This is a genomic window from Klebsiella huaxiensis (assembly GCF_003261575.2).
GTDB lineage: Bacteria > Pseudomonadota > Gammaproteobacteria > Enterobacterales > Enterobacteriaceae > Klebsiella > Klebsiella huaxiensis.
In genome coordinates this window covers 5,082,892-5,108,349 of record NZ_CP036175.1, presented here as the reverse complement: position 1 = coordinate 5,108,349, position 25,458 = coordinate 5,082,892, and the positions used below count along the sequence as shown (strand labels likewise).

Genomic DNA, 25,458 nt, shown 5'->3' with positions numbered 1-25,458 from the left:
AGAAACACTATCATGACGGATAAATTGACTTCTCTGCGTCAGTACACCACTGTCGTAGCTGATACCGGAGATATCGCGGCAATGAAGCTGTATCAGCCTCAGGACGCCACGACTAACCCTTCTTTGATTCTCGGCGCGGCTCAGATCCCTGAGTACCGTAAGCTGATTGATGATGCTGTTGCCTGGGCCCGTGGTCAGAGCAGCGATCGCGCACAGCAGATTATCGATGCTTCCGATAAGCTGGCGGTGAACATCGGTCTCGAAATCCTCAAGCTGATCCCTGGCCGTATTTCCACCGAAGTTGACGCTCGTCTGTCCTACGACACCGAGGCGTCGATTGCCAAAGCTAAGCGCATCATCAAACTGTATAACGATGCTGGCATCGGTAACGATCGCATTCTTATCAAACTGGCTTCTACCTGGCAGGGCATTCGTGCTGCTGAGCAGCTGGAAAAAGAAGGCATCAACTGTAACCTGACTCTGCTGTTCTCCTTCGCTCAGGCGCGTGCTTGTGCGGAAGCGGGCGTGTTCCTGATTTCTCCGTTTGTTGGCCGTATTCTCGACTGGTACAAAGCGAACACCGATAAGAAAGAATATGCACCGGCAGAAGATCCAGGCGTGGTTTCCGTAAGAGAAATCTACGAATACTACAAACAGCACGGCTATGAAACGGTGGTTATGGGCGCAAGCTTCCGTAATCTCGGCGAAATTCTGGAACTGGCTGGCTGTGACCGCCTGACTATCGCTCCGACCCTGCTGAAAGAGCTGGCGGAAAGCGAAGGTGCAATCGAACGCAAACTGGCGTTCAGCGGCGAAGTTAAAGCGCGTCCGGCTCGCATTACCGAATCCCAGTTCCTGTGGCAGCATAACCAGGATCCGATGGCGGTAGACAAACTGGCGGATGGTATCCGTAAGTTTGCGATCGACCAGGAAAAACTGGAAAAAATGATCGGCGATCTGCTGTAATCCCGCATGTGGCCGACGCCCGTCGGCCACATTAAACTGTCTGCCTTGTCCCCCTCGGTGTATTATTCTGTCTATTAATACTGTTTGAACGGAATAATCATGAACACCTTACGAATTGGCTTAGTTTCCATTTCCGATCGCGCCTCCAGCGGCGTCTATCAGGATAAAGGTATCCCGGCGCTTGAAGAGTGGCTGGCCCGTGCGCTATCCACGCCTTTCGAACTGCAGACCCGCTTAATCCCGGATGAACAGATTATTATTGAACAAACGCTGTGTGAGTTGGTCGATGAGATGGGCTGCCATCTGGTTCTGACGACTGGCGGCACGGGGCCGGCCCGACGCGATGTGACCCCGGATGCGACGCTGGCCATTGCCGACAGAGTCATGCCGGGCTTTGGCGAACAAATGCGCCAGGTTAGCCTGCACTTTGTGCCGACGGCTATTCTTTCTCGTCAGGTTGGCGTTATCCGCAAGCAGGCGCTGATCCTCAATCTTCCAGGCCAGCCTAAAGCTATCGAGGAAACGCTGGAAGGCGTTAAAGATGCTGAAGGTAAGGTGCTGGTACACGGTGTTTTTGCGAGTGTACCATATTGTGTACAGCTGCTTGAGGGGCCTTATGTCGAAACTAACGGCGATGTGGTAGCAGCTTTTCGCCCTAAAAGCGCAAGGCGTGAAACTTTATCCTGAATTTTATGCATTCCTGACATAAGTTGCATCACCTGTGGTGTGTTGTTTTATTTACGATATAGTGTTTTTAACTTTACACATTACGTAGAACATCTTCATACCTCTGGATGAATGCCCGTTATGTCACAATATAACCGACCTCTGAATCGACAGGATTATAAAACTCTGACGCTGGCCGCCCTCGGCGGCGCGCTGGAGTTTTATGATTTCATTATCTTTGTCTTCTTTGCCGCCGTTGTTGGCGAGCTGTTCTTTCCGACAGATATTCCTGAATGGCTGCGCCAGGTGCAGACCTTCGGCATTTTTGCCGCGGGCTATTTAGCACGTCCTCTTGGCGGCATCATTATGGCCCACTTCGGCGATCTCGTCGGGCGTAAGAAAATGTTTACCCTGAGTATTTTGCTGATGGCGCTGCCGACGCTGGCGATTGGTCTGCTGCCAACCTATGAGTCGATGGGCATCGTGGCACCGCTTTTGCTGCTGTTTATGCGTATTCTCCAGGGGGCTGCGATTGGTGGTGAGGTTCCAGGGGCCTGGGTTTTTGTCGCTGAGCATGTTCCGGAAAAAAGAATCGGTATCGCCTGCGGCACGCTAACTGCGGGCCTGACGGTGGGTATCTTACTGGGATCGGTAGTGGCAACGCTGATTAATACCAATATGACCCCGCAGGGTATCCACGATGGCGGCTGGCGTATTCCTTTCCTGTTAGGCGGTGCGTTTGGTCTTGTCGCCATGTACTTGCGTCGTTGGTTGCAGGAGACGCCTATTTTCCTTGAAATGCAGCAGCGCAAAGCGTTAGCGCAGGAGCTGCCGGTTAAAGCCGTAGCGCTGAAGCATCAAAAAGCGGTGGTCGTTTCTATGCTGCTGACCTGGCTCTTATCCGCCGGGGTGGTGGTGGTGATTCTGATGTCGCCGGTCTGGCTGCAAAAGCACTATGGTTTTGCCCCTGCAATCACCCTGCAAGCTAACAGTATCGCCACCATCATGTTATGCATCGGCTGTCTGCTGGCAGGCCTGGCGGCCGATAAGTTTGGCGCCAGCCGTACGTTTATTGTCGGGAGTTTATTTCTGGCGGCCTCTAGCTGGGCTTTCTATCATCTTTCCGGAGATAGCCCGCAGCGTCTGTTTCTGCTCTATGGCACGGTCGGGTTGTGTGTCGGCGTGGTGGGGGCGGTACCGTATGTGATGGTGCGTGCTTTCCCGGCGGAGGTGCGATTTACCGGTATTTCATTCTCTTATAATGTGTCCTATGCCATCTTCGGCGGCCTGACGCCGATTGCTGTGACCATGCTGATGGGCGTGTCGCCGATGGCACCTGCCTGGTACGTGCTGGCGCTGTCGTTTATGGGATTGGGGCTGGGGATTTGGCTACGCCAGGGGCTGGATAAACAGGTCGCTGCACCACAAGGTGAGCTGCAGCGCCTGCCTTAAATCAATGTGACCCACTTTGCCGCTCGCTATCGGGCGGCGAAGTTAATTAATGCTTTTCGCCGATTGGCAGAACGGTGCGGCCAAACTGCTCGTTCAACACTTCACCCATCGCCAGATAGATGGCGCTAGCACCGCAGACCAGACCCACCCAACCAGCAATCTTAACGATGCCTTCGTTATCGACCAGGTGACCAATCGCCAGCAGAGCAAACAGCACGGTCAGGCTCAGGAAAACAAACTGCAGCATGCGTGCGGCTTTCAGGGTGCCAAAGAACATAAACAGGGTAAAGACTCCCCACAGGCCGAGATACATGCCGAGGAAGTGCGCGTTAGGCGCTTCAGCAAGGCCCATTTTCGGCATCAGAAGAATCGCGACTAGCGTCAACCAAAAGGCACCGTAGGACGTAAATGCGGTTAAACCAAAGGTGTTGCCTTTTTTAAATTCCAGCAGGCCGGCAAAAATCTGCGCAATACCGCCGTAAAAAATGCCCATCGCCAGGATAGCTACATCGAACGCGAACAGGCCGCTATTCGCCAGGTTAAGCAAAATAGTGGTCATGCCGAAGCCCATAAGGCCCAGCGGTGCCGGATTAGCCAACTTAGTGTTGCCCATAATTCCTCAAAATATTGATTAGAAAGGGAAGCATTACCCTGCCACTTAGTGACAGGGCGCGGCATAATAATGAGGACTTGCTGCACTGTCTATGATCTGGCGGGGTATTTTTCACCAATTTATTATTCTGCCTGATGAAGCCTGGCCATTCGCCTTAAACAAGCGACGTGGAGCACTGCCGGGATGGTGACTCGATAAGCGCTACCGCTAACGGCTTTTACACCATTAACCGCTGCGCCGAGGGGACCGCCAAGCCCTGCTCCACGGACTAAACCATGACCGATAACGCTGACCGCAGCGTGGGTGCGGAGAATTTTCGTCAAGCGTGCTTCAAGAATATGCGAGACCCCTTGTGCCAGCTTATGTGTCTGGAGCAGATGGGGAAGTAGCTCTTTTTGCTCTTTGACTCGACACTCCACGGCAGTGAAGAAATCGGCTTTCTGTTGGTCATCCATCTTCTTCCAACTATGTTCCAGGAAGTGTTCCAACAGATGTTGCTCAATTTCAGGTGTGGACATTTGTTTATCAGCTTTGACTTTCAATCGTTTGCAAACATCCAGCAGGATTGCTCGATAGAACTTGCCGTGACGACGAAGCGTATTGGCGATGCTATCGCCACCAAAGTGCTGGAGCTCACCGGCGATCAACTGCCAGTTACGACGATAGCGTTCAGGATGTCCTTCCATCGCCTGAAAAGTTTCATTACGTAATAGTGTGCTTGAGAGACGTGGCTTGCCATTCTCGTTGTGGGTCAGAATACGCGTAAATGTTGCCAGATGTTCTTCACTACATTGATGGAGAAAAGAGAGATCTTCATCATCCAGATAATTAATTTTCATAGGGGCTTGTATGCGTAGTGAGTGATATTAATCATCGCCGATAATTTTTAGCGAGGCCATGTCAGAGGAGTTTATCGTGTGGCCGGAAAAAGCAATTTTCTTCACACAACGTTTATTATCGTTGTCACTATTAATGTTAATCCAGTTGGTGGTTGTACCTTGCTTTATCATTGACGGTACATTGAGGCTCTGGCTGGCGCTATTGCTGGCTTTAAAGTACACCGTTGCGCCGGAGAGCTGGACATCGCCTCGGTCAGTCGTGAGTTGGATACGCTTAATCACCCGACAAACAGGCAGCTTCAGAGTCAGGTCGTTAGTCTCATTTCTTGGCATGGCGACTACGCCTAAAATTTTATGATCGTTAGCAGATACTGAAGCCACTAATGCGGTGCTTAAAAGCAATCCCGTTGATATATGAATGAGTGATTTCATGAGAATTTTCCAGTTATTTAATTTATTACACCTGGAAAATACTTTATCACCGGAGCTTTATTGCTTTTAGTCGGTAATTATTGCGGATTATGTCAATAATTTCACGAATATATCGCCTCTAATTATTTTAATTATTTATGTGTTGGCGTGTTTTACCCCCATATTCGATTTTTGACCCCGGTTCGTCCCATCCCGTAGGGCTGCGAAGGCAAATTTTTTTTGTCGTCCCCCCTTGATGAAGCGGTGGGTGACCCCATCTTGTAGTCAACCGCAGTGAATGAACCTGAAAAAAATGATGTCTGGGCAGTTGAAACCGCACGTTTCGCCCTTATTACAGGTTCACAACCACATGTTGAATGAAATTTTAGTGGAGACGTTTAGATGGGTAAAATTATTGGTATCGACCTGGGTACTACCAACTCTTGTGTAGCGATTATGGATGGCACTACTGCTCGTGTGCTGGAGAACGCCGAAGGCGATCGCACCACACCTTCTATCATTGCCTATACCCAGGATGGTGAAACTCTGGTTGGTCAGCCGGCTAAACGTCAGGCAGTGACAAACCCGCAAAATACCCTGTTTGCGATTAAACGCCTGATCGGTCGCCGCTTCCAGGACGAAGAAGTACAGCGTGATGAAGCCATCATGCCGTACAAAATCATCGGTGCTGACAACGGTGATGCATGGATTGATGTTAAGGGCCAGAAAATGGCACCGCCGCAGATCTCTGCTGAAGTGCTGAAAAAAATGAAGAAAACGGCTGAAGATTACCTGGGCGAACCGGTAACTGAAGCGGTTATCACCGTACCTGCATACTTCAACGATGCTCAGCGTCAGGCTACTAAAGATGCCGGTCGTATCGCGGGTCTGGAAGTCAAACGTATCATCAACGAACCAACCGCAGCTGCGCTGGCTTACGGTCTGGATAAAGAAGTCGGTAACCGTACTATCGCGGTTTATGACCTGGGTGGTGGTACTTTCGATATCTCCGTTATCGAAATCGACGAAGTTGACGGCGAAAAAACCTTTGAAGTTCTGGCGACCAACGGTGACACCCACCTCGGTGGTGAAGACTTCGATAGCCGTATGATCAACTACCTCGTCGATGAGTTTAAGAAAGATCAGGGCATTGACCTGCGTAATGATCCGCTGGCTATGCAGCGCCTGAAAGAAGCCGCAGAAAAAGCGAAAATTGAGCTGTCTTCTGCGCAACAGACCGACGTGAACCTGCCGTACATCACCGCAGATGCGTCTGGTCCGAAACACATGAACATCAAAGTGACCCGTGCGAAACTGGAAAGCCTGGTTGAAGACCTGGTGAACCGTTCAATCGAGCCGCTGAAAGTCGCTCTGCAGGATGCTGGCCTGTCCGTATCTGATATCCAGGACGTTATCCTGGTCGGTGGGCAGACACGTATGCCAATGGTTCAGAAGAAAGTGGCTGAATTCTTTGGTAAAGAGCCGCGTAAAGACGTTAACCCGGACGAAGCCGTTGCTATCGGTGCAGCTGTCCAGGGTGGTGTACTGACGGGTGAAGTGAAAGACGTACTGCTGCTGGACGTTACCCCGCTGTCTCTGGGTATCGAAACCATGGGCGGTGTGATGACTGCGCTCATCAACAAAAACACCACCATCCCGACCAAGCACAGCCAGGTGTTCTCTACCGCTGAAGACAACCAGTCTGCGGTAACCATCCATGTGCTGCAGGGTGAGCGTAAACGTGCTTCTGATAACAAAGATCTTGGCCAGTTCAATCTGGACGGTATCAGTCCGGCACCGCGCGGCATGCCACAGATCGAAGTCACCTTCGACATCGATGCTGACGGTATCCTGCACGTTTCCGCGAAAGACAAAAACAGCGGTAAAGAGCAGAAGATCACCATCAAGGCTTCTTCTGGTCTGAACGAAGAAGAAATTCAGAAGATGGTTCGTGAAGCAGAAGCGAACGCAGAATCTGACCGTAAGTTTGAAGAGCTGGTTCAGACCCGTAACCAGGGCGACCATCTGCTGCACAGCACTCGTAAGCAGGTTGAAGAAGCAGGCGACAAACTGCCGGCTGACGATAAAACTGCCATCGAGTCTGCATTGACCGCGCTGGAAACTTCGCTGAAAGGTGAAGATAAAGCGGACATCGAAGCGAAAATGCAGGCGCTGGCTCAGGTTTCTCAGAAGCTGATGGAAATCGCTCAGCAGCAGCACGCACAGCAGCAGGCTGGCGGCGCTGACGCTCAAGAGAGCAACGCGAAGGACGACGATGTTGTTGACGCTGAGTTCGAAGAAGTGAAAGACAAAAAATAATCGCCCTGATGCAGGGTAATTAATCGGCACGGGCGTAGAAGCTTATACACAAAATCATTCAAATTGCATCAAGGCGGCAAGAGAGTGAATCCCATGAGCGTACATAAGTACGTGACTGGGATGAACGAACGAAGCCAACGCAGAGGCGGTTTGAAGGTTGAAGTGTATACTCTGCGCCCGTGTTCGCATGTTTAGGGGCTGAAAAACACCAATGGCAAAGCAAGATTATTACGAGATTTTAGGCGTTTCCAGAACAGCGGAAGAGCGTGAAATCAAAAAGGCCTACAAACGCCTGGCCATGAAATATCACCCGGACCGTAACCAGGGCGATAAAGAGGCCGAAGCAAAATTCAAAGAAATCAAAGAAGCGTATGAAATCCTGACCGATGCCCAGAAGCGTGCGGCCTACGATCAGTATGGTCACGCGGCCTTTGAACAAGGCGGCATGGGCGGCGGCGGCGGTTTTGGTGGCGGTGGTGCTGACTTCGGCGATATCTTTGGCGACGTATTTGGCGATATTTTCGGTGGCGGTCGTGGCCGTCAGCGCGCTTCGCGCGGTGCCGATCTACGCTACAACATGGATCTGACTCTGGAAGAAGCCGTGCGTGGCGTGACCAAAGAGATCCGTATCCCAACGCTGGAAGAGTGCGACGTTTGCCACGGCAGCGGCGCTAAAGCGGGTAGCCAACCGCAAACCTGCCCGACTTGTCATGGAGCAGGCCAGGTTCAGATGCGCCAGGGCTTTTTCGCCGTACAGCAGACCTGTCCACACTGCCAGGGTCGCGGGACGTTGATTAAAGATCCGTGCAACAAATGCCACGGTCACGGTCGCGTTGAGAAGACAAAAACCCTGTCGGTTAAGATCCCGGCAGGCGTAGATACCGGCGATCGTATCCGCCTGGCGGGTGAAGGCGAAGCGGGCGAGCATGGCGCGCCAGCGGGCGATCTGTATGTTCAGGTTCAGGTTAAGCAGCATGCAATCTTCGAGCGTGAAGGGAACAACCTGTATTGTGAAGTCCCGATTAACTTCACTATGGCTGCACTTGGCGGCGAGATTGAAGTGCCGACGCTGGATGGTCGTGTGAACCTGAAAGTGCCTGGTGAGACGCAGACCGGTAAACTATTCCGCATGCGTGGTAAAGGCGTGAAGTCCGTGCGCGGTGGTGCGCAGGGCGATCTGCTGTGCCGCGTAGTGGTCGAAACGCCGGTTGGTCTCAATGACAAGCAAAAGCAGCTACTGAAAGATCTCCAGGAAAGTTTTGGTGGGCCAACGGGCGAGAAAAATAGCCCACGCTCCAAAAGTTTCTTCGACGGCGTGAAGAAGTTCTTTGATGATTTGACCCGCTGATTGCTGTTCATTTCCTGTCTTACCTCGAGCCTGGGCCTTTGTGCTCAGGCTTTTTTCTATCAAGAAAACCCCCAGCCAGGCTGTGCGCTAGCCATTTCTGGTGGTCAGCTTCGATTCGCCGGAAGCTTGGTAACGGCGGGTTGTTTATGATTGAATAGATCTACCGATAACATAAAACTTTGTACCCTTCTGTGATACCAGGATGCTAAGAATCCATCCGTAATGTTATTTAAAACTCATTTTGTGAATATATTTACATTTTATGAATTACGATAAAATATCAGTTGTGTTGATGAATTACTCTGCACAATAAATAACACTCAATTACGTTCGCATTAGCAACACTATTTGACACTAACCTGTTCATCCCTGTCGTTATATCGTTATGTGAGATTTCTATCACCAATATAATATCACTTTCGTTTAATACTCTCTTCGTGGTTTGTTTTTATATAACTAAAATATAATCGTGGAGAGTATAATTAGATGCCTCGAAGAATAAAAATATTACTTATTGGTACATTGGCTGCTTCATCATGCTGTTTGTGGAGTAGCACAGTACAGGCACTGGAGTTTAAAAATGCATTTGGGTCAATAAATGCAGGATATGCTGACTGGAATAGCGGTTTTGTTAATGTGCACCGTGGCGAAGTATGGAAAGCAACAACTGATTTTGGTGTGAATTTCAGAGAGGCAGAGTTCTACTCTTTTTTTGAAAGTAATGTATTAAACCATTCGGTCGCCGGACGTAATCATACCGTTTCTGCTATGACCCATGTCCGTTTATTTGATTCTGATTATACCTTTTTTGGTAAGATTTACGGGCAATGGGATAACTCATGGGGGGATGATTTAGACCTCTTTTATGGTTTGGGTTATCTTGGCTGGCAAGGCTCCTGGGGATTTTTAAAACCCTATATAGGGTTGCATAGCCAATCTGGTGACTATGTTTCTCAAAAATATGGGCAGACCAGCGGTTGGAATGGTTACGTTATTGGTTGGACCGCTGCGTACATTTTCAATTTATATGATGAAAAGTTTGTCTTATCAAACTGGAATGAAATTGAATTAGACAGGAATGATGCTTATGCTGAGCAGCAGAATGGTCATAACGGTATCAACGGCGGGCTGACATTGGCCTGGAAGTTTTATCCTCGCTGGAAAGCAGCTATTACCTGGCGTTATTTTGATAATAAACTGGGTTACGACGGATTTGGTGACCAAATGATTTATATGTTGGGTTATGAATTTTAAATCTATTCAAAGGGACTAAAATGAAGAAGACATTTGTCGCTGGTATGATTTGCCTGGCATTATGTGCAGGAAGCACCCTGACGACTGTTTATGCTGCTGATGTTAAACAGCCTAACTTAGTGATTATTCTGGCTGATGATTTAGGCTACGGCGACCTTTCCGCCTACGGTCATCAGATTGTCAAAACGCCGAATATTGACAAGTTAGCTCAGGAAGGAGTGAGGTTTACCGATTATTACGCTCCGGCACCGCTGTGTTCACCTTCGCGCGCGGGATTATTGACCGGTCGTATGCCGTTTCGTACCGGCATACGGTCATGGATCCCGGATGGCAAAGATGTTGCGTTGGGACGTAATGAGCTGACGATTGCCAACTTGCTGAAACAGCAAGGTTACGATACGGCTATGATGGGCAAGCTTCATCTCAACGCTGGTGCGGGTCGAACCGATCAGCCGCAGGCCAAAGATATGGGGTTTGACTACCGACTGGTTAATACCGCCGGTTTTGTTACCGACTCAACTCTGGATAGTGCTAAGCAGCGCCCTCGCTACGGGATGGTCTATCCCACCGGCTTTACGCGTAATGAAAAACCCCTTGGTCGGGCGAATACCTTCAGCGGCGAACTGGTGAGCTCGGAAGTGCTGAACTGGCTGGATAATAAGAAAGATGAAAAGCCTTTCTTTCTCTACGTCGCCTTTACCGAAGTGCACAGCCCGTTGGCATCGCCGAAGCAGTATCTTGATATGTATTCCCCCTATATCAGCGCGTATGCTAAGCAGCATCCGGATCTGTTCTACGGCGACTGGGCAGATAAACCGTGGCGCGGCGTTGGAGAGTATTATGCCAACATTAGCTATATGGATGCTCAGGTTGGGAAAGTGCTCGATAAAATCAAAACAATGGGTGAAGAAGAGAATACGATTGTTATTTTTACCAGCGACAATGGCCCGGTCACGCGTGAAGCGCGCAAAGTATATGAGTTGAATCTTGCTGGTGAAACGGATGGTTTACGTGGTCGTAAAGATAATCTCTGGGAAGGTGGCATTCGAGTTCCGGCGATTATTAAATATGGTAACCATATCCCGCAGGGCATGGTTTCAGAAACGCCAATATCAGGCCTGGACTGGATGCCGACTCTGGCGCAAATGATGAACTTCTCTTTACCGACGGACAGAACTTATGATGGTCAATCGATAATGCCGGTGCTGGAGAAGAAAGAACTCAATCGTCTGAAACCATTAATCTTCGGTATTGATATGCCATTCCAGGACGATCCTACCGATGAATGGGCAATTCGCGATGGTGACTGGAAAATGATTATTGACCGCGAAGGTAAAGCTAAATATCTCTATAACCTGAAGCAAGATCGCGCGGAAACGCTAAACCAAATTGGCAAGCAGCCCGAAGTTGAGAAGCGGATCTATGCAGAATTTCTGAAGTACAAAAATGACATCGATAACGATTCATTAATGAAAGCTCGCGGTGATAAGCCAACACCGGTCACTTGGGGCTAAAAGAACATAATAATACCATCATAGTATGCCACTTAGGGCTATGCCCACCTGATTCAGCGTCTTGGCGTTGAATCAGGTATTTTTATTTATAGGTCATATGATGATGAACGCCAACCCGCATGCGATGCATATTCGCAGGGAGTGAATATGTTTAATGACGTTAATGTTGATAGCTGTAAAACCCCGGGATGTAAAAATATGGGGGTTCTTAATAGTCCTGATTACATTTATCAGGGGAATAATATATTGTGCCGGGAGTGTGGCTTTCTCTTTCCCCCTATTTCCGCTAAATCCCTTAACGCCTTTCGCCGCACGGTAAACCAGGGATGGAAGGGGTTAATTAAACAGTGCCCAGGCTGCGGCAGTTTTTCGCTAAAACGCTATGGCTACTCGGCGCAGGGGGAACGACGAATGTCATGTCGCGATTGCGGTAAGACACTCGTTATACCTGATAAAGCTAAAATTAGCCTCCGGCAGGAACATCTCGCCGCTTTAATTAAAGAGGGAAGCTCACTTAGCGATATTCGCACCCAGTTGGCTATCGATAACACGACGCTAGGCCGCGAGCTGGCTAATTTATCTTATCGTGCGGGCCTGGTTGAGCGCGGTTTCGCTTTCCCGACATTTGACATTGTTCTCAGTACGCGAGCATTTAGCATCAGCTTTAATGGTGGAGATAATCGTCTGTACGTCCTGGCCACCGCTGAGGAAGCGAGTGGTAAGGTTGTGGCTATCTCGACAAACTACACTTCACAACCCGTTGAGGCAGAGTACCAGTACCAATCGCAATACGAAGAACGAATGCCCCCAGGAACCCTGGCTCATCTTGTGCAGCGCAAGGAAATGCTCACGATGCGGCGACGCGTCGCGCTGTTTGATATTGACTATGGCCCTGCGGCGTTGCATCGGCACGAGCGGGGAATGCTGGTTAAACCCGTTTTACCGGCCTATCGGCACTTCGAACTGGTACGGATGCTAACGGATGAGCGCTCTCTTAACGTTCAACATTACCTCGATCATGAATGCTTCATTCTTGGCGGCTGCATGATGGCGAATTTACTCGACGTTCAGCAGGGGCGCTGCCATATTTCATTTGTCAGAGAACGGGGCTCGGTCCCTCCGCAAAGGGATATGCCTCCACGTCTGTTTTACAGTGGGGGGATTCGTAACAACGTCTGGCGAACCTTCTCCACACGTGATTACGCCATGGCCGTTTGTAACCTGACCGGGAATAAAAAAACCAGCCCGCTACGCAATGCGTCCTTACGTAGTGCAAGCGAATTTATACAATATATTCATCAACACCCCTTTCTTCCCTGGTTGAACCGGATGTCACCTGCCAATGTGACGGCAGCGTTGAATCATTTGAAGTACGAATACAACAACCTTCACCTTTAAGCCTTATACCCCGGATCTTCGCTCCGCTTATACATTGATAAAATCTATTTTTAAATGACTAATCATTCGTAAAATACGATCTTAATGGCAATTTAAAACTGTTTTTTTCGAATTATTGGTGCGTGTATTATACTTTTATCGAGTTGTTTACCACTAAGGTGAGAGTAAAAGTGAAACATCTGCAGCGTTTTTTTAGTAGCGATGCTTCCGGGGGCATTATCTTAATCTTCGCCGCCGTGTTGGCGATGTTATTGGCAAATACTGGCTTGACCAGTGGTTTTTATCACTCTTTTCTGGAAACGCCGGTTCAGCTGCGCGTGGGTGCGTTAGAGATCAACAAAAACATGCTGTTGTGGATTAACGACGCGCTGATGGCGGTGTTTTTCCTGCTGATTGGCCTGGAAGTTAAGCGTGAGATGAACCAGGGGGCGTTAGCCAGCCGTCGCCAGGCCGTATTCCCGGTCGTAGCGGCGTTAGGTGGCATGGTGGTTCCGGCATTGGTGTATCTGGCGTTTAATGCCCAGGATCCGATTGCCAGAGAGGGATGGGCGATTCCGGCAGCGACCGATATCGCTTTTGCGTTGGGCGTTCTGGCGCTGTTGGGCAATCGGGTTCCCGCCGCGCTGAAGATCTTCCTGATGGCGCTGGCCATCATTGATGATCTCGGGGCAATTATTATTATTGCCTTGTTCTATACGAACGACCTTTCAGTGCTGTCATTGATCGTTGCTGCGGGGGCCATCGTTGTTCTGGCGGCGTTAAATCTGAGCGGCGTGCGGCGTACCGGAATCTACATTCTGGTCGGTGCGGTGCTTTGGACTGCGGTATTAAAATCCGGCGTTCATGCGACGCTGGCGGGAGTTATTGTTGGCTTTATGATCCCGCTAAAAGAGCAGAACGGTAAATCTCCGGCGAAGCAGCTTGAGCACGTTCTGCATCCATGGGTGGCATTCTTAATCCTGCCGCTGTTCGCCTTTGCTAATGCGGGGGTCTCGCTGCAGGGCGTGACGGTTGAAGGGCTAACCTCTCTGCTGCCGCTGGGTATCATCGCTGGGCTGTTTATCGGTAAGCCGCTTGGGATCAGTGCATTTTGCTGGTTGGCGCTGAAGATGAAATGGGCTTCTCTGCCGGAGGGGACGACCTGTAAGCAAGTTATGGCAGTCGGTATTCTGTGCGGAATTGGCTTCACCATGTCGATTTTTATTGCCACACTGGCTTTCAGTAGCGTTGACCCAGGATTGATCAACTGGGCCAAGCTTGGCATCCTGATTGGATCGATATTATCGGCAGTCACGGGATACATCATACTGCGTAAGCGCGTAACGGAGTCGGGCTACGCTGCTTAATAACTCACGGAGAGCCGCTACGGCTCTCCTGGACATTATCAGGGAGAGAAGCATGTCGCATATCAACTACAATCACCTGTACTACTTCTGGCATGTCTACAAAGAAGGCTCTGTTGTCGGTGCGGCAGAGGCGTTGTTTCTGACGCCGCAAACCATCACCGGGCAGATTAAAGCGCTGGAAGAACGTCTGCAGGGGAAGTTGTTTAAACGTAAAGGAAGAGGGCTGGAGCCCAGTGAACTCGGGGAGCTGGTTTTCCGCTATGCCGATCGCATGTTTACGCTGAGCCAGGAAATGCTGGATATCGTTAACTATCGCAAAGAGTCCAATCTGCTGTTTGATGTCGGCGTCGCGGATGCGCTGTCAAAAAGGTTGGTTAGCGGCGTCCTTGATGCTGCGGTCGTCGGCAATGAGCAGATCCATTTACGCTGTTTTGAATCGACCCACGAAATGCTGCTTGAGCAGCTAAGTCAGCATAAACTCGACATGATCATCTCCGATTGCCCTATCGACTCCACTCAGCAGGAAGGGCTGTTTTCGGTGAAAATCGGCGAATGTAGCGTTAGCTTCTGGTGTATGAATCCGCCGCCGAAAAAACCGTTCCCGGCCTGCCTGGAAGAACGTCGATTACTGGTCCCCGGACGTCGCTCGATGCTGGGGCGTAAGCTGCTCAATTGGTTTAACTCGCAGGGATTGCAGGTGGAAATTCTGGGCGAGTTTGATGATGCGGCGCTGATGAAAGCCTTCGGTGCGGCTCACAACGCCATTTTCGTTGCGCCCACACTATATGTTCATGACTTTTATAGTGATAAATCGATAGTTGAGATTGGGCGGATGGACAACGTGATGGAAGAGTATCACGCTATTTTTGCCGAACGTATGATCCAGCATCCGGCGGTGCAGCGTATTTGCAATCGTGACTATTCGGCGCTTTTCACGCCACCGCAGGCATAAGCTGTGCCTGATTTTCGGCTGCGGCGGAAATGCCGCAGCCGGAACAAGACTACAGATTCAATAAATTCCGGTACTGCCCACCTTCGCGAATAAATACCGGAATTCTATTCAGCGGCACGGCGTAGCGCAGTGTCTGTCCTCCCTGATAACTCTCGCCAGTGGCAAGGTCGGTCCATTTCTCACCTTCCGGCAGCCAGACATCGCGCTCGCGCATACCTTCATGCATTACGGGCGCAACCAGCAGGTCGGGGCCGAAACAGTACTGATCGGTGACCTCCCAACTTGCTGCCTGCTCGGGGAATTCAAAAAACAGGGTTCGCATGACCGGTGTATTGCGTTTATGGGTTTCTGCCATCAGCGCTTTAATATAAGGCTTGAGCTTCTCTCGCAAGGTCAGACAGCCCGTCAATACGTCACACACGTCTTCGCCGTAGCTCCAGACTTCATTCGGCGCACCGGTGGGACACTGGGCAATACCGTCCCGGTACGGCTGCTCTGGAAGAATCTGCGGATCGCGGTTGCCGTGCAGACGCATCACCGGGCTAAATACGCCCCACTGGAACCAACGAATCAGCAGCTCATGAAAGCGCGGGTCGTGAATATTGCCGCCATGAAAGCCGCCAATATCCGTCGTCCACCACGGAATGCCCGCGATCCCCATGTTCAGGCCAGCGGCAAACTGGTTGCGCAGAGAACGAAACGAAGAGTGAATATCGCCTGACCAAACCAGCGCGCCGTAGCGTTGACTACCCGCCCAGGCGCAGCGCAGCAGGTTGATGACCTGATCTTCGCCATCCGCTTTCATGCCGTCAAAGAAGGTTTTGGCGTACATTCGCGGGTAGATATTGCCGACTTCCAGCACTGGCCCGGCATGATAGCGATAGTTATCGTAGTCGTAGACGCTAAACTCCGGCTCGGCTTCGTCTAACCAGAAGAGCTTCACGCCCTTGTCGTAATAATTGCGCTTTGCCTTTCCCCAAACGTAGTCGCGGGCGCCGGGATGGGTGGCATCAAAGAAGGTAGTATTGCCGAGGAAGTCCATGTTAATCGGTAATCCGCGCTCCGTTTGTACCAGCCAGCCGTTTTCGCGCATCTCCCGATAGCTCTCGGTGCGGTTATCCACCGTCGGCCAGACGGATACCATCAGCTCAATGCCCAGAGACTTCAGCTCGGCGATCATTGCATCAGGATCGGGCCAGTCGCGCGGGTCGAACATCCAGTCGCCCTGATTCGGCCAGTGGAAGAAATCAATGACAATCACCGAGATGGGCAAGTTGCGCTGTTTATATTCGCGGGCGACCGTGAGCAACTCTTCCTGCGTGCGGTAGCGTAGTTTGCATTGCCAGAAGCCCATGGCGTAATCCGGCATCATCGGCGGTGTGCCGGTAGCGAGCGCATAAGCCTGGCTGATTTCTGCTGGGGTATCTCCGGCGGTGATCCAGTAGTCCAGCTGTTCGCTGACGTGGGCTTCCCATTCCGTCACGTTTTGCGCAAACGTCGCCCGACCGATGGCCGGGTTGTTCCACAAAAATCCGTAGCCCATGTTGGAGAGCATAAACGGCACCGAAGCCTGAGAGTTGCGCTGGGCCAGTTCAAGCACGCATCCTTTGAGATCCAGATTCGCCTGCTGATATTGGCCCATGCCGTAGATTTTTTCCCCTTCGGCGGCTTCGAAGCGGGCTTTGACCGCGTATTTCCCGCCCTGAATCGGGCGGAACTCGCGGCCCTCAAGATTAAGGGCGCTAACGTACTGACCGTGGGAGGATTCATCTTCGCCAATTTCTCCCCGCTGACGCCAGAACTCCTGCAGCAGGCACTTATGGGGATGGCGATAAAAAGCGATTTGCCCCTTTTGATTGACGATGGCGATAATCTTTCCGTTGGTCAGCGTGGCCTGCTTTTGGTCATAAACGATGTGGCAGGCGCTTTCCTCGACCGGCTCCGTCAGCGCCCAGTCCTCATTTCGCATAACAGGTAGATGACGGCCGCTGCGCACGCGCAGGCTGTTCTCACCCCAGGGTTCTATCCATAAATAGCGATCGTTTTGCTGCCACACCAGACGACGCGGGTCTTGTTGCAAAAATGGCATGGTGGTTCCTCCCATATTCAGGTGGTGAAGGTGAAGAGCGTTAGTGGTTTGTTGTTTCCAGATCGTGGCGAACCCTGTCTTCCATGGCTTCATATTTTCGGAAGAACAGTAGCGGGATCGCGGCGAGGGCGAAGAGCAGGGCGGGTGCCCAAATGAAGGCCCAGGTTATCCCCTCCAGCCCGGCTGCGCTTTGGGTGTGGTTGGGGACGTAGCCAAAACTGTTCATTATCCAGGCGGCGAAGGCGGTACCTATACCGCTGCCCATTTTGATGCAGAAGGTGCTGCCGAAGGCGATAAGAATACCGGTTGCTTTAATGCCCGTTTTCCATGCGCCAAAGTCAACGGCAAAGCCGAGCATGGCGAACGGCATCGAGCAGGCGATACCGCTGCCGATATTGCCGAGCACCCAGGCGGCAATGAGTAAGGGAATGTTACCCGCGGCCAGCCACATCAGGACGCCGCCCAGCGTGGCGACCAGCAGGCCGCTAATCCAAATCCAGGTTTTGGATAGATATTTACTGAAGAAAGGGATAGCGATGATGAACAGGATCTGAATGGTCGCCAGGCTGTTAATCAGCGGAACCAGATCTTTGCGATCGAGGTTGTAGGTCAGATAATAGACGATGGTTGTTGAACGTTGCTGAAGGGCTATCCAGAAGATCAGATTTGCCAGCACCATCAGTATCCACGGCCAGTTGCCTTTCATCGCCGCGAAGCTCTTTTTCATTGGCAATTTTGGTTCTTGCTGTATTTTATCTGCATCCATTTCGCGAATATTTTTAAAGGCGAAAAGAGTGAGCGAGCAGGATATAACAGCGAATAAAATGGCCGTATAAATAAACCCTGCATGGTCATCTCCTTTTCCTAAAAAAGCCACTAACGGCAGCGCGGTAGCATTCATTAACAGAACCCCAATTTGCCCTCCGGTCATTCTCCATGAGTTTAATACCAGACGCTCTTTGGGGGATAAGGTCATTAATGGTAATATCGCGCTAAGCGGTGTATTGAGACCGGTAAATAAAATACTGGCTATCATGTAGGATATTGCTGCATATATGGCTTTTCCCGTCATGCTGATATCGGGCGACCAAAATGACAGTGCGCTGAATACGCCAAAAGGTAGCGGTAGCCACAGAAACCACGGGCGGCATTTCCCGTAGCGAGAGCGTGTTTTATCGATGATAATCCCCCAGATAGGGGCGTCGATGCCGTCGACAATACGCGCCAGTAGCAGGATGACGCCTGCTACTGCAAGGCTGATCCCCGCAACGTCGGTATAGAAATATAATATGTACGTCGAACCGAAACAGTACAGCAGGTTTCCTGCCACATCTAAAGAGCCGTAGCTGATACGCTGTAGTAAAGGCAATGATGTTGACCCGGAAGACTGGGTATCTTCAATAACAGAACTCATACTGATAACTCCTGCATTGTAATGATACGCCCAGAAAAACAACTTTTACTTTCTAAGCAGTAGAGTGTTTTTATTTTTTAATCTTTATGAAATGTGACCTGCGATAAATATGAAGTCATTAAACCGTAGATGAAAAATAGTTAACCATAGCGAGGCGATCAATTATTAAATCTTACATCAGGATTGCGTTTCTTCGTTTTTCTGTGAGTTATTCTGCTATTTGCCATGTTGGTCACATTTCCATCAACAATGAAAGATAAGAGCTTTCATTTACCTCCTTAGAGGAGCGGGTAAAGGCGATGGGCTGGATGAAAGGAGGCAGAGAAACAACCGGGCGGGCAGTAGACATAAAAAAACCCGCTTTCGCGGGCTTTTTTACAAAGCGACAACAAGCAGGCGATTAAGCCAGTTTGTTGATCTGAGCGGTCAGGTTTGCTTTATGACGCGCAGCTTTGTTTTTGTGGATCAGACCTTTAGCAGCCTGACGGTCCACGATTGGTTGCATTTCGTTAAATGCTTTCAGTGCAGTAGCTTTGTCGCCAGCTTCGATGGCTGCGTATACTTTCTTGATGAAAGTACGCATCATAGAGCGACGGCTAGCGTTGTGCTTGCGGGCCTTTTCAGACTGAACGGCGCGCTTCTTAGCTGATTTGATATTAGCCAAGGTCCAACTCCCAAATGTGTTCTATATGGACAATTCAAAGGCCGAGGAGAATGCCCGTTTAGCCTTCTTTTGTCAATGGATTTGTGCAAATAAGCGTCGCTTAAACCAACAACGCTTCATTACGTAGTGATGGCGCAAGATTCTACCAGCTTGTTGCTAGCGAATACAGCCTTTCAACCATAAAAATCGACGATGCCGGAGAGTTTTTCCTGCAATCTCGCGCTGAGTGAATGAATTACCGGGATCTTTCGGCGAAGAGGTGCAATCGCTGGTTAACGTCGCCAGTTGTACAAGGTATACTCGGACGATTTTCACTGTTTTGAGCCAGACATGAAGCTGATACGCGGCATACATAATCTCAGTCAGGCCCCGCACGGGTGCGTGCTGACCATTGGAAATTTTGACGGCGTGCATCGCGGGCACCAGGCATTATTGCAGCGTTTGCGCGCAGAAGGTCGCCAGCGTGGTTTGCCGGTGGTGGTGATGATTTTTGAGCCACAACCGCTTGAGCTTTTTGCCGCTGATAAAGCGCCGGCGCGTTTAACGCGTCTGCGTGAAAAACTGAACTATCTGGCTGAAAGCGGCGTCGATTACGTACTGTGCGTGCGCTTCGATCGGCGCTTTGCGGCATTGACCGCCCAGGATTTTATCAGCGAGCTGCTGGTCCGCCAGCTAGGCGTCCAGTTCCTCGCCGTTGGCGATGATTTCCGCTTTGGCGCTGGTCGCCAGGGGGATTTCTTGTTATTACAAAAGGCCGGTGTGGAATTCGGCTTTGACGTCACCAGCACCCAAACATTCTGTGAGGGTGGGGTGCGCATTAGCAGCACGGCGGTTCGCCAGGCGCTGGCTGATGACGATCTGCCGCTGGCGGAGACCCTGCTGGGGCATCCGTTTACTATCTCTGGTCGCGTGGTCCATGGCGATGAGCTGGGGCGCACAATAGGCTTCCCGACGGCGAATTTACCGCTGCGTCGTCAGGTTTCCCCGGTAAAAGGGGTCTATGCGGTAGAAGTGACAGGGCTTGGCGACGAACCTTTTATGGGCGTCGCCAACATTGGTACTCGTCCAACGGTATCCGGCGTGCGTCAGCAGCTGGAAGTCCATCTCCTGGATGTTGTAATGGACCTCTACGGTCGCCATATAGATGTAATACTGCGTAAAAAGATACGTAACGAGCAGCGATTTGCGTCGCTTGATGAGCTAAAAGCGCAAATCGCACGTGATGAGTTAACGGCCCGCGACTTCTTTGGGCTAACCGGGCAGGCATAACCCTGACGGTGTTTATCAAACCGAAATACGGAACCGAGAATCTGATGAGTGACTATAAATCGACCCTGAATTTGCCGGAAACAGGGTTCCCGATGCGCGGCGATCTCGCCAAGCGTGAACCGGGAATGCTGGCGCGTTGGACCGATGATGACCTGTACGGCATCATTCGTGCAGCCAAAAAAGGCAAAAAGACCTTCATTCTGCATGATGGCCCTCCTTATGCGAATGGCAGCATTCATATTGGTCACTCGGTTAACAAGATTCTGAAAGACATTATCGTTAAGTCCAAAGGGCTGACGGGTTATGACTCTCCGTACGTACCGGGCTGGGACTGTCACGGTCTGCCGATTGAGCTGAAAGTGGAACAGGAATACGGTAAGCCGGGCGAGAAATTCACCGCCGCCGAGTTCCGCGCCAAGTGCCGCGAATATGCTGCTCTGCAGATTGACGGCCAGCGTAAAGACTTTATCCGCCTTGGCGTATTGGGCGACTGGTCTCACCCGTACCTGACCATGGACTTCAAAACCGAAGCCAATATTATCCGCGCGCTGGGTAAAATCATCGGCAACGGCCACCTGCATAAAGGCGCTAAGCCGGTGCACTGGTGTGTAGACTGCCGTTCTGCGCTGGCGGAAGCGGAAGTTGAGTATTACGACAAAACCTCCCCATCCATCGACGTGGCCTTCCACGCGACGGATAAAGCGGCGGTGCTGGCGAAATTTGGCGTAGCCGACGTTAACGGCCCGGTCTCTCTGGTTATCTGGACCACCACCCCGTGGACCCTGCCGGCAAACCGTGCAATCTCCCTGTCGCCGGAGTTTGACTATGCGCTGGTGCAGGTTGACGGTCAGGCGCTGATCCTCGCCAAAGATCTGGTTGAAAGTGTGATGAAACGCACCGGTATTGCGGATTACACCATTCTGGCGGTGGTCAACGGCGCAGAACTGGAGCTGATGCGCTTTAAGCACCCGTTCCTTGCTTTCGACGTTCCGGCGATCCTTGGCGACCACGTTACTCTGGATGCCGGTACCGGCGCGGTACATACCGCTGGCGGCCACGGTCCGGACGACTACACCATCAGCCAGAAATACGGTCTGGAAATCTCCAACCCGGTTGGCCCGGACGGTGCTTATCTGCCCGGTACTTACCCATCTCTTGACGGCATCAACGTCTTCAAAGCCAACGACATCATCGTTGAGATGCTGCGTGACAGCGGCGCGCTGCTGCACGTTGAGAAAATGCAGCACAGCTATCCGTGCTGCTGGCGTCACAAGTCACCGATCATCTTCCGCGCCACGCCGCAGTGGTTCGTGAGCATGGATCAGAAGGGCCTGCGCGCGCAGTCGCTTAAAGAGATCCAAGGCGTGCAGTGGATCCCGGACTGGGGCCAGGCGCGTATCGAGTCGATGGTCGCCAACCGTCCTGACTGGTGTATCTCCCGTCAGCGCACTTGGGGCGTACCGATGTCTCTGTTCGTGCATAAAGAGACGCAAGAGCTGCACCCGCGCACGCTGGAGCTGATGGAAGAAGTGGCTAAACGCGTGGAAGTCGACGGCATCCAGGCGTGGTGGGATCTCGACTCCCGCGACATCCTCGGCGCTGATGCTGATAGCTACGAGAAAGTGCCGGATACCCTCGACGTGTGGTTCGACTCTGGTTCAACTCACTCTTCTGTCGTTGACGTGCGTCCGGAGTTCTCTGGTCACGCCGCCGACATGTATCTGGAAGGTTCCGACCAGCACCGTGGCTGGTTTATGTCCTCGCTGATGATTTCTACCGCGATGAAGGGCAAAGCGCCGTATCGTCAGGTACTGACCCACGGCTTTACCGTTGATGGCCAGGGCCGCAAGATGTCCAAATCCATCGGTAACACCGTCTCTCCGCAGGACGTGATGAACAAACTGGGCGCGGATATTCTGCGTCTGTGGGTGGCTTCCACCGATTACACTGGCGAAATGGCGGTCTCCGACGAGATCCTCAAACGTGCCGCCGACAGCTATCGTCGTATCCGTAACACCGCGCGCTTCCTGCTGGCGAACCTCAACGGTTTCGATCCGGTAAAAGATATGGTGAAACCGGAAGAGATGGTCGTGCTGGATCGCTGGGCAGTAGGCTGCGCGCAAGCGGCGCAGGAAGATATCCTGAAAGCCTACGAATCTTACGATTTCCACGAAGTGGTGCAGCGCCTGATGCGCTTCTGTTCCATCGAAATGGGCTCGTTCTGGCTCGATATCATCAAAGACCGCCAGTACACCACCAAAGCGGACAGCGTCGCGCGTCGTAGCTGCCAGACCGCGCTGTACCATATTGCCGAGGCACTGGTGCGCTGGATGGCGCCGATCATGTCCTTCACCGCTGACGAAATCTGGGGTTACCTGCCGGGTGACCGCGAGAAATACGTCTTTACCGGTGAATGGTACACCGGCCTGTTCGGTCTGGCCGCCGACGAAGCGATGAACGATGGTTTCTGGGATGAGCTGCTGAAAGTGCGCGGCGAAGTCAACAAGGTCATCGAGCAGGCGCGTGCGGATAAGCAAGTGGGGGGGGCTCTGGAAGCCGCGGTGACGCTGTATGTCGATGCCGATCTTGCAGTGAAGCTGAATGCGCTGGACGATGAATTGCGATTTGTCCTGTTGACCTCCGGGGCGAAAGTTGCCGATTATGCGCAGGCTCCGGCCGACGCATGGCAGAGTGAGTTGCTGAAAGGACTGAAAGTTGTGCTGAGCAAAGCTGAAGGTGATAAGTGCCCGCGCTGCTGGCACTACACCACGGATGTCGGCAAGGTGGCGGAACATGCGGAAATCTGCGGACGCTGTGTTAGCAACATTGCCGGTGACGGCGAAAAACGTAAATTTGCCTGATGAGTAAACCGATTGGTTCAACAGGGCTACGCTGGCTATGGCTGGTGGTAGTCGTGCTGATTATCGATTTAGGCAGCAAGTACCTGATCCTCCAGAACTTTGCTCTGGGGGATACGGTGTCGCTGTTTCCGTCGCTTAATCTGCATTATGCGCGTAACTACGGCGCGGCTTTTAGCTTCCTTGCTGACAGCGGCGGCTGGCAGCGCTGGTTCTTCGCGGGTATCGCTATCGGTATTTGCGTGATCCTCGCGGTGCTGATGTATCGCTCGAAGGCGACGCAAAAGCTGAATAACATTGCCTATGCGCTGATTATTGGCGGCGCATTGGGTAATTTATTCGACCGGCTGTGGCATGGTTTTGTCGTCGATATGATTGATTTTTATGTCGGGGACTGGCACTTCGCCACCTTCAATCTTGCTGATACCGCGATTTGTGTCGGTGCGGCGCTGATTGTGCTGGAAGGTTTCTTGCCTTCCCGTGATAAAAAAACATCATAAAAAGTTGCCGGATGGCGACGCTAAAGCGTCTTATCCGGCCTACAGTATACATCGGCCTTTGTAGGCCCGGTAAGCGCAGCGCCACCGGGCAAACAAGCGGCGGCAATGTAAAAGAGCAAACCTGCATGTCAAACTCTGTACAAAGCAACAGTGCGGTGCTGGTGCACTTCACCCTAAAGCTCGATGATGGCTCCACCGCAGAGTCAACCCGCAATAACGGTAAACCCGCGCTCTTTCGCCTGGGTGATACCTCGCTTTCTGAAGGTCTTGAGCAGCATCTGCTGGGGCTGAAAGAAGGAGAGAAAACCATCTTTTCACTGGAGCCGGATGCTGCCTTTGGCGTACCGAGTCCGGACCTGATTCAATATTTCTCGCGCCGGGAATTTATCGACGCGGGCGAGCCGGAAATCGGCGCGATTATGCTCTTTACCGCAATGGATGGCAGCGAAATGCCTGGTGTTATCCGCGAAGTGAACGGCGATTCGATCACCGTTGATTTCAACCATCCGCTGGCCGGGCGTACCGTTCATTTTGATGTTGAAGTGCTGGAGATCGATCCGGCGCTGGAGGGGTAAAATGCAGATTCTGTTGGCTAACCCGCGCGGCTTTTGCGCAGGCGTTGACCGCGCTATCAGCATTGTTGAAAACGCGCTGACGCTTTACGGCGCGCCGATCTACGTGCGTCATGAAGTCGTGCACAACCGCTATGTTGTCGATAGCCTGCGCCAACGCGGCGCGATTTTTATCGAGCAGATTAGCGAAGTGCCGGACGGCGCGATCCTGATTTTCTCCGCCCACGGTGTTTCTCAGGCGGTGCGCAATGAGGCGAAAAGCCGCGATCTGACGGTCTTTGACGCGACCTGCCCGCTGGTGACCAAAGTGCATATGGAGGTCGCTCGCGCCAGCCGTCGTGGTGAAGAGTCGATTCTGATTGGCCACGCCGGTCACCCGGAAGTCGAAGGCACCATGGGCCAGTACAGCAATCCGCAGGGTGGAATGTATCTGGTGGAGTCACCGGATGATGTCTGGACGCTGGATGTGAAAAACGACGCTAAGCTGTCGTTTATGACCCAGACAACCCTCTCCGTCGACGATACCTCTGACGTGATTGATGCCCTGCGCGAACGTTTCCCGAAAATCGTTGGGCCGCGTAAAGACGACATTTGCTACGCCACCACCAACCGTCAGGAAGCGGTTCGTGCGCTGGCCGGGCAGGCTGATGTTGTGCTGGTCGTGGGGTCTAAAAACTCCTCCAACTCCAACCGTCTGGCCGAACTGGCCCAGCGGATGGGGAAAGCAGCGTATTTGATTGACGACGCGTCCGATATCCAGGAAGCATGGGTAAAAGAAGTGCAATGCGTAGGTGTGACTGCAGGCGCATCGGCGCCGGATATTCTGGTGCAGAACGTCATTTCCCGCTTGCAGGAGCTGGGCGGCGGCGAAGCGGTGCCGCTGGAAGGCCGCGAAGAGAACATTGTTTTCGAAGTGCCGAAAGAACTGCGCGTAGATGTCCGTGAAGTAGAATAAGTTCTTTCTCGCCACAGTATGAGAAGATGCCAGACTTAACGTCTGGCATTTTTTATGGA

General features: G+C 51.7%; 20 protein-coding genes and 1 pseudogene. 15 read left to right on the top strand and 6 right to left on the bottom strand.

Annotation, left to right across the window (positions count from 1 at the left end):
- Positions 1–12 precede the first annotated feature (12 nt).
- The 3 genes from tal (at position 13) to DA718_RS24340 (ending at position 3,084) form a co-directional block, all read left to right on the top strand.
- Positions 13–966 (top strand): transaldolase, encoded by a 954-nt coding sequence (gene tal, locus DA718_RS24350; protein ID WP_110272670.1) that lies wholly within the window; start codon positions 13–15, stop codon positions 964–966.
- Positions 967–1,065: 99 nt separating this feature from the next.
- Positions 1,066–1,653 (top strand): molybdopterin adenylyltransferase, encoded by a 588-nt coding sequence (gene mog / locus DA718_RS24345; RefSeq protein ID WP_112215057.1) that lies wholly within the window; start codon positions 1,066–1,068, stop codon positions 1,651–1,653.
- A 120-nt stretch (positions 1,654–1,773) separates the two neighbouring features.
- Entirely contained in the window at positions 1,774–3,084 is a 1,311-nt protein-coding gene (locus tag DA718_RS24340; protein ID WP_112215056.1) for an MFS transporter, read from the top strand.
- Between the two features lie 46 nt (positions 3,085–3,130).
- Here the strand turns inward: DA718_RS24340 and satP are convergent, their stop codons facing one another.
- The 3 genes and pseudogenes from satP to DA718_RS24325 form a co-directional block, all read right to left on the bottom strand.
- The gene (satP, locus tag DA718_RS24335) at positions 3,131–3,697 is read right to left on the bottom strand and encodes an acetate uptake transporter (protein WP_110272667.1); all 567 of its coding nucleotides are present in this window, start codon (positions 3,695–3,697) and stop codon (positions 3,131–3,133) included.
- Positions 3,698–3,786: 89 nt separating this feature from the next.
- A pseudogene (gene msyB / locus DA718_RS24330) lies at positions 3,787–4,536 on the bottom strand (acidic protein MsyB).
- A gap of 27 nt (positions 4,537–4,563) precedes the next feature.
- Positions 4,564–4,968, bottom strand: a complete 405-nt coding sequence (locus DA718_RS24325; RefSeq protein ID WP_112215054.1) for a DUF2541 family protein — start codon at positions 4,966–4,968, stop codon at positions 4,564–4,566.
- A 381-nt stretch (positions 4,969–5,349) separates the two neighbouring features.
- On the opposite strand from DA718_RS24325, the gene dnaK reads away from it, so the two are divergent.
- The 7 genes from dnaK (at position 5,350) to nhaR (ending at position 15,078) form a co-directional block, all read left to right on the top strand.
- On the top strand, positions 5,350–7,266 hold the full coding sequence (gene dnaK, locus DA718_RS24320) for a molecular chaperone DnaK (protein ID WP_112215052.1): 1,917 nt from the start codon (positions 5,350–5,352) through the stop codon (positions 7,264–7,266).
- A gap of 211 nt (positions 7,267–7,477) precedes the next feature.
- Entirely contained in the window at positions 7,478–8,614 is a 1,137-nt protein-coding gene (gene dnaJ / locus DA718_RS24315; RefSeq protein WP_110272663.1) for a molecular chaperone DnaJ, read from the top strand.
- A gap of 486 nt (positions 8,615–9,100) precedes the next feature.
- Positions 9,101–9,868 (top strand): outer membrane protein OmpK, encoded by a 768-nt coding sequence (locus tag DA718_RS24310; RefSeq protein WP_112215051.1) that lies wholly within the window; start codon positions 9,101–9,103, stop codon positions 9,866–9,868.
- A gap of 20 nt (positions 9,869–9,888) precedes the next feature.
- Positions 9,889–11,382, top strand: coding sequence for a sulfatase family protein (locus tag DA718_RS24305; RefSeq protein WP_112215050.1), 1,494 nt, complete (start codon positions 9,889–9,891; stop codon positions 11,380–11,382).
- A gap of 147 nt (positions 11,383–11,529) precedes the next feature.
- A complete protein-coding gene (locus DA718_RS24300; protein ID WP_112215049.1) occupies positions 11,530–12,780 on the top strand; it encodes an IS1/IS1595 family N-terminal zinc-binding domain-containing protein in 1,251 nt (416 codons plus the stop codon).
- A 170-nt stretch (positions 12,781–12,950) separates the two neighbouring features.
- Positions 12,951–14,126, top strand: coding sequence for a Na+/H+ antiporter NhaA (nhaA, locus tag DA718_RS24295; protein WP_112215048.1), 1,176 nt, complete (start codon positions 12,951–12,953; stop codon positions 14,124–14,126).
- A gap of 52 nt (positions 14,127–14,178) precedes the next feature.
- Entirely contained in the window at positions 14,179–15,078 is a 900-nt protein-coding gene (gene nhaR / locus DA718_RS24290) for a transcriptional activator NhaR (RefSeq protein ID WP_112215047.1), read from the top strand.
- Positions 15,079–15,127: 49 nt separating this feature from the next.
- Here nhaR and DA718_RS24285 read toward each other — a convergent pair whose 3' ends face one another.
- The 3 genes from DA718_RS24285 to rpsT all read right to left on the bottom strand — a co-directional run bounded on the left by DA718_RS24285 (position 15,128) and on the right by rpsT (position 19,245).
- A complete protein-coding gene (locus DA718_RS24285) occupies positions 15,128–17,167 on the bottom strand; it encodes a glycoside hydrolase family 31 protein (RefSeq protein WP_112215046.1) in 2,040 nt (679 codons plus the stop codon).
- A gap of 40 nt (positions 17,168–17,207) precedes the next feature.
- A complete protein-coding gene (locus DA718_RS24280) occupies positions 17,208–18,581 on the bottom strand; it encodes an MFS transporter (protein ID WP_112215045.1) in 1,374 nt (457 codons plus the stop codon).
- Between the two features lie 400 nt (positions 18,582–18,981).
- Positions 18,982–19,245, bottom strand: coding sequence for a 30S ribosomal protein S20 (gene rpsT / locus DA718_RS24275; protein WP_003018940.1), 264 nt, complete (start codon positions 19,243–19,245; stop codon positions 18,982–18,984).
- A gap of 330 nt (positions 19,246–19,575) precedes the next feature.
- Between rpsT and ribF the strand changes: the two genes are divergently transcribed.
- The 5 genes from ribF to ispH all read left to right on the top strand — a co-directional run bounded on the left by ribF (position 19,576) and on the right by ispH (position 25,399).
- Positions 19,576–20,514: a bifunctional riboflavin kinase/FAD synthetase gene (gene ribF, locus DA718_RS24260; RefSeq protein ID WP_112215044.1), complete on the top strand. Its 939-nt coding sequence runs from the start codon at positions 19,576–19,578 to the stop codon at positions 20,512–20,514.
- 44 nt (positions 20,515–20,558) lie between these two features.
- Positions 20,559–23,375 (top strand): isoleucine--tRNA ligase, encoded by a 2,817-nt coding sequence (gene ileS, locus DA718_RS24255; protein WP_112215171.1) that lies wholly within the window; start codon positions 20,559–20,561, stop codon positions 23,373–23,375.
- Entirely contained in the window at positions 23,375–23,872 is a 498-nt protein-coding gene (gene lspA, locus DA718_RS24250; RefSeq protein WP_112215043.1) for a signal peptidase II, read from the top strand. The genes ileS and lspA overlap by 1 nt, the downstream gene beginning before the upstream one ends.
- Before the next feature lie 125 nt (positions 23,873–23,997).
- Entirely contained in the window at positions 23,998–24,447 is a 450-nt protein-coding gene (fkpB, locus tag DA718_RS24245; protein ID WP_112215042.1) for an FKBP-type peptidyl-prolyl cis-trans isomerase, read from the top strand.
- Between the two features lies 1 nt (position 24,448).
- The gene (gene ispH / locus DA718_RS24240; RefSeq protein WP_110272650.1) at positions 24,449–25,399 is read left to right on the top strand and encodes a 4-hydroxy-3-methylbut-2-enyl diphosphate reductase; all 951 of its coding nucleotides are present in this window, start codon (positions 24,449–24,451) and stop codon (positions 25,397–25,399) included.
- The last annotated feature ends 59 nt before the right edge of the window (positions 25,400–25,458 follow it).

What these genes read in the sequence shown, in the direction of transcription:
- ribF (WP_112215044.1), top strand. Translation starts at nt 19,576, where the DNA reads ATGAAGCTGATACGCGGCATACATAATCTCAGTCAGGCCCCGCACGGG.
- mog (WP_112215057.1), top strand. Translation starts at nt 1,066, where the DNA reads ATGAACACCTTACGAATTGGCTTAGTTTCCATTTCCGATCGCGCCTCC.
- fkpB (WP_112215042.1), top strand. Translation starts at nt 23,998, where the DNA reads ATGTCAAACTCTGTACAAAGCAACAGTGCGGTGCTGGTGCACTTCACC.
- DA718_RS24280 (WP_112215045.1), bottom strand. Translation starts at nt 18,581, where the DNA reads ATGAGTTCTGTTATTGAAGATACCCAGTCTTCCGGGTCAACATCATTG.
- DA718_RS24310 (WP_112215051.1), top strand. Translation starts at nt 9,101, where the DNA reads ATGCCTCGAAGAATAAAAATATTACTTATTGGTACATTGGCTGCTTCA.
- DA718_RS24325 (WP_112215054.1), bottom strand. Translation starts at nt 4,968, where the DNA reads ATGAAATCACTCATTCATATATCAACGGGATTGCTTTTAAGCACCGCA.
- satP (WP_110272667.1), bottom strand. Translation starts at nt 3,697, where the DNA reads ATGGGCAACACTAAGTTGGCTAATCCGGCACCGCTGGGCCTTATGGGC.
- dnaK (WP_112215052.1), top strand. Translation starts at nt 5,350, where the DNA reads ATGGGTAAAATTATTGGTATCGACCTGGGTACTACCAACTCTTGTGTA.
- dnaJ (WP_110272663.1), top strand. Translation starts at nt 7,478, where the DNA reads ATGGCAAAGCAAGATTATTACGAGATTTTAGGCGTTTCCAGAACAGCG.
- DA718_RS24305 (WP_112215050.1), top strand. Translation starts at nt 9,889, where the DNA reads ATGAAGAAGACATTTGTCGCTGGTATGATTTGCCTGGCATTATGTGCA.
- ispH (WP_110272650.1), top strand. Translation starts at nt 24,449, where the DNA reads ATGCAGATTCTGTTGGCTAACCCGCGCGGCTTTTGCGCAGGCGTTGAC.
- lspA (WP_112215043.1), top strand. Translation starts at nt 23,375, where the DNA reads ATGAGTAAACCGATTGGTTCAACAGGGCTACGCTGGCTATGGCTGGTG.
- ileS (WP_112215171.1), top strand. Translation starts at nt 20,559, where the DNA reads ATGAGTGACTATAAATCGACCCTGAATTTGCCGGAAACAGGGTTCCCG.
- nhaR (WP_112215047.1), top strand. Translation starts at nt 14,179, where the DNA reads ATGTCGCATATCAACTACAATCACCTGTACTACTTCTGGCATGTCTAC.
- tal (WP_110272670.1), top strand. Translation starts at nt 13, where the DNA reads ATGACGGATAAATTGACTTCTCTGCGTCAGTACACCACTGTCGTAGCT.
- DA718_RS24300 (WP_112215049.1), top strand. Translation starts at nt 11,530, where the DNA reads ATGTTTAATGACGTTAATGTTGATAGCTGTAAAACCCCGGGATGTAAA.
- DA718_RS24340 (WP_112215056.1), top strand. Translation starts at nt 1,774, where the DNA reads ATGTCACAATATAACCGACCTCTGAATCGACAGGATTATAAAACTCTG.
- DA718_RS24285 (WP_112215046.1), bottom strand. Translation starts at nt 17,167, where the DNA reads ATGCCATTTTTGCAACAAGACCCGCGTCGTCTGGTGTGGCAGCAAAAC.